The 9,270-nt window shown below is 66.2% G+C and carries 9 protein-coding genes; 1 reads left to right on the top strand and 8 read right to left on the bottom strand.

Annotated features, from left to right (window positions below; genetic code table 11):
• A partial coding sequence (locus tag AC25MA_RS02740) for a hypothetical protein (RefSeq protein ID WP_486971768.1) occupies nucleotides 1–507 on the top strand: 507 nt, incomplete at its 5' end.
• Nucleotides 508–795: 288 nt separating this feature from the next.
• Here the strand turns inward: AC25MA_RS02740 and AC25MA_RS02735 are convergent.
• The 8 genes from AC25MA_RS02735 to AC25MA_RS02700 form a co-directional block, all read right to left on the bottom strand.
• Nucleotides 796–1,656 carry a glutathione S-transferase C-terminal domain-containing protein gene (locus tag AC25MA_RS02735; protein ID WP_051555768.1) on the bottom strand — a complete coding sequence of 287 codons (861 nt, stop codon included), beginning with the start codon at nucleotides 1,654–1,656 and terminating at the stop codon, nucleotides 796–798.
• Nucleotide 1,657: 1 nt separating this feature from the next.
• A complete protein-coding gene (locus tag AC25MA_RS02730) occupies nucleotides 1,658–2,305 on the bottom strand; it encodes an FMN-dependent NADH-azoreductase (protein ID WP_051555769.1) in 648 nt (215 codons plus the stop codon).
• A 206-nt stretch (nucleotides 2,306–2,511) separates the two neighbouring features.
• Nucleotides 2,512–2,949, bottom strand: a complete 438-nt coding sequence (locus tag AC25MA_RS02725; protein ID WP_028692820.1) for a PaaI family thioesterase — start codon at nucleotides 2,947–2,949, stop codon at nucleotides 2,512–2,514.
• 11 nt (nucleotides 2,950–2,960) lie between these two features.
• Nucleotides 2,961–4,037: an acyl-CoA dehydrogenase family protein gene (locus AC25MA_RS02720; protein ID WP_062360728.1), complete on the bottom strand. Its 1,077-nt coding sequence runs from the start codon at nucleotides 4,035–4,037 to the stop codon at nucleotides 2,961–2,963.
• A gap of 10 nt (nucleotides 4,038–4,047) precedes the next feature.
• Nucleotides 4,048–5,172, bottom strand: coding sequence for an FAD-dependent oxidoreductase (locus tag AC25MA_RS02715; protein ID WP_028692822.1), 1,125 nt, complete (start codon nucleotides 5,170–5,172; stop codon nucleotides 4,048–4,050).
• Nucleotides 5,169–7,112: an asparagine synthase (glutamine-hydrolyzing) gene (gene asnB / locus AC25MA_RS02710; protein ID WP_182322820.1), complete on the bottom strand. Its 1,944-nt coding sequence runs from the start codon at nucleotides 7,110–7,112 to the stop codon at nucleotides 5,169–5,171. Before asnB ends, AC25MA_RS02715 begins: the two co-directional genes overlap by 4 nt.
• Nucleotides 7,113–7,192: 80 nt before the next feature.
• Nucleotides 7,193–7,975 (bottom strand): enoyl-CoA hydratase-related protein, encoded by a 783-nt coding sequence (locus AC25MA_RS02705; RefSeq protein ID WP_028692824.1) that lies wholly within the window; start codon nucleotides 7,973–7,975, stop codon nucleotides 7,193–7,195.
• Between the two features lie 5 nt (nucleotides 7,976–7,980).
• Entirely contained in the window at nucleotides 7,981–9,168 is a 1,188-nt protein-coding gene (locus AC25MA_RS02700; RefSeq protein ID WP_062360730.1) for a hydroxymethylglutaryl-CoA synthase, read from the bottom strand.
• Between the last annotated feature and the right edge of the window lie 102 nt (nucleotides 9,169–9,270).

Below are 9,270 nucleotides of genomic sequence, written 5' to 3'. Positions count from 1 at the left end.
GATCTTGAATTCTTCGGGGTAACGCTGACGACTCATGGCACCTCCTATTTGGGCCTCATTATGAGGCTTGGAGGTGTCTACGAAACCAGGGGCGATTCACAGGAACCAGCGTCCGTCGACCTATTTTCCTATATTGAAGATGTCGTCAGTCCAGAGGATAGTTTGATTTTTTGCAAATGGCTGTTCCCGGATTTCGTCGTGTTCGAGGAATCGGTGATACTGGAAATGAAATTTGACGAGCCCGCATTTCGTGTGTGGCTTGATCATTTTTCAGGCGATAAAGCTGGTGTTGAGAGGATGCTGAATCACACCCATCTGTACGACGTGTTTTCAGGGTGTGGATCTTCGGTGGACGAGGTGGTTTTTGAGCAACTGTCCAATGTGCTGGCCATGTCCTGGCGAATGGTGTTGAAGGCGAAATTCCCTGATAGAAGATTTCACGTAGAGGCTATTAACTCCGATCAGGAGTATGGCCCGGTGGTCACCTTCCATGAAATGCGTGGGTGAGCTTTGCCGTTCTTTTGACGACAGTACTGAGGATGTAGTGTGTCTGTCGGTCTAGGGTACTTGGCCGGATGTACCGGTGTGCCATGTTGCACCTGCTTGAGCGCGGTTAGTTCAAGCTGTTCGAAGTCTGCATTCGGCTTCAACCTGCCGGGGCTGCGATGCAGCCCTTTCCGACCGGTCCGACGCCTCGGCCGGAAAGGGCCGCTCCTACAGGGGGATGCGGCCTCCTGTGGGAGCGGCCTTGCCGAGGCGTCGGACCGGCCGGAAAGGGCCGCAAACGCCAACAGCTCAGTTCAACCAGCTCAACGCCGGCCCCTGGGGCACGATCCGGGTCGGGTTGATGTGGTTGTGCGAGTAGTAGTAATGCAGCTTGATATGCGCCATGTCGATGGTGCGGTAGATCGCCGGGATCTGCGTCAGGCGCACCAGGTACTGGTACAGCGCCGGGTACTCGGCCAGGGTCTTGTGGTTGGTCTTGAAGTGCACGTAGTACACCGCCTCGTAGCGGATCAGCGTGGGCAGCAGGAACAGGTCCGACAGGCTCAGCTTGCCGCCCACCAGGTACGGCTGCTTGCGCAGCCGGTGCTCGAGGGTGTCCATGGCCGCGAAGAACTGCTGGAAGGCCTGGTCGTAGCTCTCCTGGTCCGGGGCGAAGCCCATGTGGTAGACCATGCGGTTGATGTTGGTGTGCAGCCACTGGTTGAGCTCGACGATGTCGCAGCTGGAGCGGTCGGGCACCAGGTCGATCGGGGTCTTGGCCAGGGGCAGCAGGCGGGTGGCCATCTGCAGCGCCAGCTCCGCCGAATCGTTGTGCACGATACGGTTCTGCTGGCGGTCCCACAGCACCGGCACCGACTGGTTGCCGGTGAAGCCCGGGCGCGAACGCTCGTACAGGCTCGACAGCAGGGTCACGTCTTTGTGCAGCGGGTCCTGGTCGTGCTCGTCGAACTCCCAGCCCTGGTCGTGGCGGCGCGCCGCCACCGAGGTGACGTCCAGCGCGTCTTCCAGGCCCAGCAGGCTCTGCACCAGGTGCACCCGGTGCGAGAACGGGCAAGCGTGGGAGATGTACAGGTGGTAGCGGTTGGGCTCGGCCACCAGTTCGCTGAGGAACAGCTCCTGGACCGACGGGTTGTCTTGGCTGCGGGTCATCTTACCTTCCTACGGCGGTGGCCAGGCTTGGGCATGGGCGTTCGCCGAGGGCGGCGATGCTGTGCTGGATCTTCAGGTTGGCGGCGGCCAGGCCTGCGGCCAGGCTCTCTTCGCCCATGCCCAGGCCTTCGGCGTAGATGAACTCGACGCTGTTCAGGCCGACGAAGCCCAGGGTCTGTGACAGCCAGCCAGCCAGGGTGTCGGTGCCCTGGCTGTAGATGCCACCGCTGGCGTTGAGCACGTGCACCGGCTTGTCGTCGAGCAGCCCGACCGGGGCGCCGTCGACGTAGGTGAAGGTGACGCCGCCGCGCACGATGTAGTCGACCCAGGTGTGCAGGATCGACGGTGCGCCGAAGTTGTAGCGTGGCAGGCCGATCACCACGCGGTCGGCTTCCTGGATCTCTTCGATCAGCTCGTTGGACAGCTTCAGCGCCGCGGCCGCCTCGATGCTGCTGGCGTCACCGCCGAACAGGGCGTCCATGGTCACCGCATTGAGGTGCGGGATAGGCTGGGCGTGCAGGTCGCGTACCGCCACCGACGCTTCGGGGTTGACCTCTTTGAGCTGCTTGAGGAAGTTGTCCACCAGTTGGCCGGAGAAGCCGCCATCGGACTTGATCGAGGAGCGGATGACCAGGACCTTGTGATTCATTGCGCGAATCCTTTCTGTGATGTGTGTGATAGCCAGTCTTGAGCAATCGGGCGGGAGTGAAAAGCGCAGATAATCAGGGTATTACCCTTAAGGTTGTCATGTATCGCCAGGGGCTCTGGGCTGGAACGAGCGCGGGGCAAGCCTGCTCCCACAATTCGCGTGGGAGCGGGCTTGCCCCGCGATGAACGTGATGGGTGATTACGCCATTACCACTCGCGCTTGAGCCTGAACTTGCTCAGCTGCGCGCTGGCGATGCGTGTCTGGCTGCCGTCGGCGTTGACCCGCCAGGCCTCGGCCTGGGTGAACATCAGGTTGCGACCGTCGCGGATCACCTTGGCGTGGAACAACACCTCGGTGTCGCGCGGCGTGGCCGACAGCAGCAGGGTGTTGAAACTGTTGGTCAGGGCGTACTCGTCCGGCCCCAGCAGGGGCAGGGTGGCGAGCATGCTGGTGACGTCGAGCATCGAGTAGATCACCCCGCCGTGCAGGGTCTGGCTCAGGTTGTCGATGGCATCGGTGACGGTCAGCCGGCAGGTGCACTGGCCGGGGGACTGTTCCAGCATTTCCAGCCCGCAGTAGCGCTGGTAGGCGTGTTCGAGCAGCGCGCGCGAGTGCGCGGCGGCGTGGTCGCTGATGGTGCTCATGGTGTGATCCTTCACAGGTGCCGGGCAATGATTTCCAGCATGATTTCGTGGGTGCCGCCGCCGATGGCCAGCAGGCGGGCGTCGCGGTGGATGCGTTCGACCAGCGAGGGCTCGACGCAGCCGTGGGCGCCATGCAACTGCACGGCGTCGCGGGCCAGGGTTTCCAGGGTCTGCACGGCGCTGTTCTTGGCGATGGCCACCTGGTGCGCGTCCAGGGTGCCTTCGGCCTGGCGGGCCACGCAGGTGTCGACGAACTGGCGGCTGACCGTCAGCTGCGCGTAGTGCTCGGCCAGGCGCTGGCGGATCACCGACTTGTCGAACAGCGGCTTGCCGCCGACCTGGCGGCTCTTGCACCAGTCGATGGCGGCCTGCAGGGCCATGTCGGCGCTGGTGATGGCCATTACCGCCAGGTTCAGCCGCTCCTGCTGCAGGCTGGCCTGCAGCAGGCGGCCGACGCCGCCCTTGCCGGTCAGGCGCAGCGCTGGCACGTCGACAAGCTCCAGGTCGGCCAGCGGCAGGCAGCGCCAGCCCAGGGCCTGGCGCGGGGTGTGGCGGATGCCGGCGGCGGAGCCTTCGACCAGGAACAGCGCCAGGCCGTCCTCGCAGTGGCCGACCATCAGCAGCCAGTCGGCACGGGTGGCGTTGCAGATGAACGCCTTGTGCCCGTTCAGCCGGTAGCCATCGGCCTGGCGCGTGGCCCGGCACTCCAGGGCGCGCAGGTCGGAGCCGGCCTGGCGCTCGGTGATCGCCAGGGCGATGCTCTGGCGGCCGTCGAGCACCGCCGGCACCAGGTCGTGGACGATCGGGTGGCCGGTGGCCTGCACTGCCTTGAGGCTGACGAAGTGCGAGCCCAGGCCCATGGTGATGCCCTGGGCGCCGCTGCGGGTCAGCTCCTCGATCAGCACCGCCACGGCCCGCGGGTCGTCCGGCAACTGGCGGTGGTCGTGGCCCAGGCCGAGCAGGCCGGCGGCGCCGGCCTCGCGGTTGAGTGTGGCGGGGTAGGCGCCGAGCTGCTCCCAGGCCGCCACGTTCGGCGTGATGCGCTCGCTGACGAAGGCCTGCAGGCGCTGGCGGTATGCGTCGGTCATGGCGATCTCCTCAGAACACCGTGGTCAGGGCCAGGTCGTGGAAGCGCTCGACGATCGGCCGGATCCGCGAGGAGGTCATGGCGCTGTCCTCCTCGAAGTAGTACAGGTCGGTCATGTCGCGCATCACTTCCAGCATCACCCGCGAGCGCTCGGCGGCGCGGATCTCGTAGCGCTGCAGGGCGCTGTCGAGGCGCTCGTCGCAGCAGCCGACCAGGGCCTGGGCGAGCATGAAGGCGTTCTCCAGGCCCAGGGTCAGGCCGTAGCCGAGGGTCGGCAGCATGGCGTGGATGCTGTCGCCAAGCATCACCACGCGGCCGTTCTGCCAGCAGCCGGCGCCGGTCAGCGCCATCATCTTGTGGGTGAGGATCTGCTCGTGCTCGGTGGCCTCCATCATCCGCACCACATCCGGCGGCAGGTCGGCGAACAGCCGCACCAGGCCGTCGCGGTCGAGCAGCGGCTGGTTGCGGTGCTGGTAGGCGGCGAACCAGTAGCGGTACGGACGGTCGGCCGCCAGCGGGTAGGTGACCACTCGCGAGAACTCCGAGGCGAAGATCTGGCAACGGTCGGGCAGCAGCAGCGGCGAGTCGAACTCGACCATGCCGCGGCTGGCCACCAGGCCCGTGTCGTAGGGCGTCAGGCCCGGTTCCAGGCACTGGCGCACGGTGGAACCGACGCCGTCGCTGCCGATCACCAGGTCGAAGTCTTCCTGTTCGCCATTGCTGAAGGTGACCCGTGCCTGTTCACCGACCTTCTCCACCTTCTCGCAGCCCATCTGGTAGCGGATCTGCCCGGGGGCCAGGCGTTCGCGCAGCAGGCCGAACAGCTCGGGACGCGGGAACATCACCGCCGGCGCCGGGATCCCCAGGCCGTCCGGGCGCACCGGCTGGCTGTGGATCAGGCGACCGTCGCGGCCATGGGTGTCGAGGAACTCGATGGCCTTGCCGCGGCCGATGAACCCGGTGTCGTTGAACAGGAAGCGCAGCACCTGCACGCCCTGGGGCCAGACGTAGATACCGGTGCCCGAGTCGCGCGGGCCATTGGCCCGCTCGTACACCGTGGCCTCGAGGCCGAAGCGCTTGAGAATCAGGGCGCAGGCCAAGCCATTGAGGCCGGCGCCGATGATCGCGATCTTCATGCGGCCACCTCGTTCAAGGTGTTCCAGCTCTGGCCGCTCATGCGGTAGCGGCGTTGCAGCAGGCACAGGCTGGTCAGCTCCATCAGCATCGGGTCGAGCAGGCCCTGTTCCTGGACGCTGAGGGTCGGCAGCTGCTTGAGCAGGGTGCGGACCTTGGCCGCGTCGAAGAACGGCAGCGCGTCCAGGTCACGGCTGTGCAGGGTGTCCTGCACCAGTTGCCACAGGCGGCCTTGCTGCTGCAGGGTGGCCGGCGGGGCGCGGAAGTAGTGCTTCTTGCGCTCGTACAGGGCCTTGGGCAGGTAAGGGCGCATGGCTTCGCGGAACACGTACTTCTCGGTGGCGCCGCGCACCTTCATCCACACCGGCAGTTGGCAGGCCAGTTCGACCACGTGGTGGTCGAGCAGCGGCACGCGGCCTTCGATGCTGTTGGCCATCTCCATGCGGTCGCCCAGGGTGGTGAGGACGAAGTTCGGCAGGTACGACTTGGCCCACAGGTACATGGAGTTGTGCACCGGATCGCGGTCGGCGAGCTTGCCGTGGTCGAGGCGGTCGAAGAACTGGCGATACGGGTCGACACCGGTGAAGTGGTCGCGGAAGTCACCGCGGTACAGGCTCTCCAGGGCCTTGAACCAGCCGGCCTGGTTGTCCAGCCACGACACGCCGTGCTTGAGCTGGTCGACCATCCAGTGGATGTCGTGGGGCATGTGCGCGTTGGTGTAGCCCTGCTCGTTGGCCTGGATGCGCTGGCGCAGCAGGTCGATGACTTTCGGGTCTTGTTGTTCGTTGTTGTACAGCAGCATGTCGCGGCGGAAGTGCGGGTAGCCGGCGAACACTTCGTCGGCGCCTTCGCCGGTCAGCACCACCTTCAGGCCGGCCTTGCGCACTTCCTTGCTGAGGATGTACTTGGCCACGCCGTGGGCGTTGAAGAACGGCGTCTCGTTGTGCCACACGGCCTGCTCGAAGTTGTCCGCCAGGTCGTCCTGGGTGATCTCGATGGTGTGGAAGCGCGCGCCGTTGTGCTCGGCGGCCATGCGCGCGAAACGGTTCTCGTCGTAGTCGTCCATGTCGGTGAACGACAGGTTGAAGGCGTCCAGCGGCTCGCCCTTGAGGGCGGTGGCCATGCCCAGCATCGCCGAGGAGTCGATGCCGCCGCTCAGGTACACGCCCATCGGCACGTCGGCGCGCAGGCGCAGGCGCACCGCTTCTTCGATGGCGGCGCGCACGGATTCGATCATGCCGGCCTCGTCGCTCGGCGCCGGGGTGTCGCGGCGGGCGAATTCCATGTCCCAGTAGCGGCCGCTGTGCAGGCCGCCGTGGTCGACCATCACCCAGCAGCCCGGCTGTACGCTGCGCACGCCTTCGAACAGGGTGTGGTCGCGCAGGTAGAAGGCGCGACTGGCGTAGGCGTTCTCGTCCCAGGTCGGGTTGACGCCGGCGGCCAGCAGGGCCTTGATCTCGGAGGCGAAGTACCAGTTGCCTTCATGCTGGGTGTAGAACAGCGGCTTGATGCCCAGGCGGTCGCGCACCGCCAGCATCAGGCGGCGACGGCGGTCGAACAGGACCATGGCGAACTCGCCGCGCAGCTCCTTGAGCCCGGCCATGCCGGAGCGGCGGTACAGGTGCAGGGCGATTTCGCTGTCCGAGGCGGTCTTGAAGATCGCGCCTTCGGCCTGCAGTTCGGCACGGATGCGCTCGTGGTCGTAGAACTCGCCGTTGACGATCACCGCCAGGTCGCCTTCGTCGGCGACGATCGGCTGCATGCCGTTGTCCAGGCCGATGATGCTCAGGCGGGTGTGGCCGAGCACGGCGCGCTCGCCCGGGTCACGCCACAGGCTGTGCTCGTCCGGGCCGCGGTGGTTGATGGCGGCCAGGGCGTCGAGGATCGACTGGTCGCTGATGCTGTTGCGTTTGGACTGGTAGACACCGATGAAACCACACATGGCAAAATCCTTTTCTCATAGGTCGGGCGTCGTCGGCGACGCCGGAACGGCGCGGGCTTCGTGGTCCGCGCACCCAGGGTTCATTGCGCCCAGTCGGGGCGGCTGCGTTCGAAGAAGGCGGCAAGACCGTGCTGGCCCTCGCTGGAGGTGCGCAGGCGGGCGATCAGCTGCAGGTTGCAACCCTGCTCGTCGAGCAGGTGGTCGCGGCCTGCCAGGCGCGCCAGCATCTGCTTGATCTCGCGACTGGCCTGGGGGCCGGTCTGCAGCAGGGTGGCCAGCCAGCGGTCGCGGGCCTGCGCCAGCTCGGCGGCGGGCACCAGGCGGTGGACCAGCTGCAGGCGCAGCGCGTCCTCGGCGCCGAACACCTCGGCCGAGAGCATGTAGCGCCGTGCCTGGCGCACGCCCATGGCGCGCACCACGTAGGGGCTGATCAAGGCCGGGGCCAGGCCCAGGCGCGCCTCGCTGAAGCAGAACCGCGCATCCTCGGCGGCCAGCACGTGGTCGGCGCAGCACAGCAGGCCCAAAGCCCCGCCGAACACCGCGCCGCGGGCCAGCATCAGCACCGGCACCGGGAAATCGTCCAGGCGCTGCAGGACGTTGGCCAGCAGGCTGGCGTCCTCCAGGTTGCGCGCATGGTCGAACTCGCGGCTGCGGCGCATCCACTCCAGGTCCGCCCCGGTGCACAGGTGCTCGCCGGCGCCGTCGAGCACCAGGGCGCGCAGTCCCGGGTGCTCGGCGAGGGCCTGCAGCTGCTCGTGCAAGGCCCCGAGCAGGGCCTCGTCGAGGGCGTTGCCGGCATGCGGACGGTTCAGGGTCAGGCAGGCGACCGCAGGTTGCGGCCAGCTCAGCAGCACGTCGCTCATGGTCGTCAGCTCGCCATCTTCAGGGACAGGGCGGTGCTCTCGTACTGACGGCGATAGCCCTCGCAACCGCCGTAGCGGAACGCGCCGCCGGTGACGTACGGGGTGCTGTAGTCGGCCACGGCCGGGTGGTTGTCGCCGTAGAACCAGCTGCTGTACTGCTCATGGCCCAGGCGGGTGCGGCTGGCCAGCATGCGCGCATGCGCCTTGCGCCGCGAATGGGCCTGGTAGCCCGGCACCACGGTGGCGCTGAAGAACTCGCCGACGCTGCCCGAACCGTAGCTGAACAGGCCGATGTTGCGCCCGGTCAGGTCCTCGTCGCTGTTGTCCAGCAGCGACAGCAGGGCGATGTACAGCGAGGCGGTGTAGCAGTTGCCGATGGCCTTGCCGTACAGCTGGCTGGTGGAGTAGGCCTTCTCGCCCAGGGCCTTGGCTGCTTCAGGCTCGATCGCCTCGAACACCGAGAAAGCCTTCTTCGCCATCTTGGTGAACGGCTGGTGGAAGCACAGGAAGCTCATGTCTTCCAGGCCCAGGCCGCCGTCGGCGCGGTAGCTCTGCCAGGCGTTGCGCAGCGACTCCAGGTAGACCTCGATCGACAGCTTGCCGTCGACCAGCGCGGTGCTGCGCAGGTTCGGCCGCCAGAAGTCCGAGACGTCCAGGCTGTAGCGGCCCTGGTGCGGGTGCAGCTCCAGCAGGCGCGGGTTCTCGGCCACGATCATGGCCACGGCGCCGGCGCCCTGGGTGCATTCGCCCTCGGAGTTCTGCTCGTAGCGGGCGATGTCGGTGGCGATCACCAGCACCTTCTCGTGAGGACGCTGGGCGACCAGTGCGCGGGCCATCTGCAAGCCGGCGGTGGCGCCGTAGCAGGCCTGCTTGAACTCCACCACGCGGCAGTCGGCGCGCAGGCCGAGCAGGCTGTGGACGAACAGGCCGGCGGCCTTGGACTGGTCGATGCCGCTCTCGGTGGCGAGGATCACCGTGGCGATCGAGGCGCGGGTGGCGTCATCGAGCAGCGGCAGGGCGGCGTTGGCCGCCAGGGTCACGATGTCTTCGTCAGGGGCCGGCACGGCCATGAACTCCTGGCCGATGCCGACCAGGTACTTCTGCGGATCGATACCATGCCGTTCGGCAAGTTCTTCCAGTGCGAAAAAGTGTTGCGGTACAGACAGCCCAATATCATCAATGCCGATTTTCATGTGTATGCCCAATTATTTTTCACTGTTGAAAAAATCCCAAAATACACAACCGGTCTTGTTGTTCCGGTGCCAGTCCCTGCTGGCCATTTAATTATTGCGGCT

The organism is Pseudomonas sp. P65(2024) (assembly GCF_057480955.1).
Note: the sequence above shows the minus strand (reverse complement) of the source record. Positions and strands in the feature narration are given on the sequence as shown.

Bases quoted from the DNA above. Each gene is read 5' to 3' on its own strand.
- AC25MA_RS02735 (WP_051555768.1), bottom strand. From the start codon at position 1,656: ATGACCCGCAGCCAAGACAACCCGTCGGTCCAGGAGCTGTTCCTCAGC.
- AC25MA_RS02730 (WP_051555769.1), bottom strand. From the start codon at position 2,305: ATGAATCACAAGGTCCTGGTCATCCGCTCCTCGATCAAGTCCGATGGC.
- AC25MA_RS02725 (WP_028692820.1), bottom strand. From the start codon at position 2,949: ATGAGCACCATCAGCGACCACGCCGCCGCGCACTCGCGCGCGCTGCTC.
- AC25MA_RS02700 (WP_062360730.1), bottom strand. From the start codon at position 9,168: ATGAAAATCGGCATTGATGATATTGGGCTGTCTGTACCGCAACACTTT.
- asnB (WP_182322820.1), bottom strand. From the start codon at position 7,112: ATGTGTGGTTTCATCGGTGTCTACCAGTCCAAACGCAACAGCATCAGC.
- AC25MA_RS02720 (WP_062360728.1), bottom strand. From the start codon at position 4,037: ATGACCGACGCATACCGCCAGCGCCTGCAGGCCTTCGTCAGCGAGCGC.
- AC25MA_RS02705 (WP_028692824.1), bottom strand. From the start codon at position 7,975: ATGAGCGACGTGCTGCTGAGCTGGCCGCAACCTGCGGTCGCCTGCCTG.
- AC25MA_RS02715 (WP_028692822.1), bottom strand. From the start codon at position 5,172: ATGAAGATCGCGATCATCGGCGCCGGCCTCAATGGCTTGGCCTGCGCC.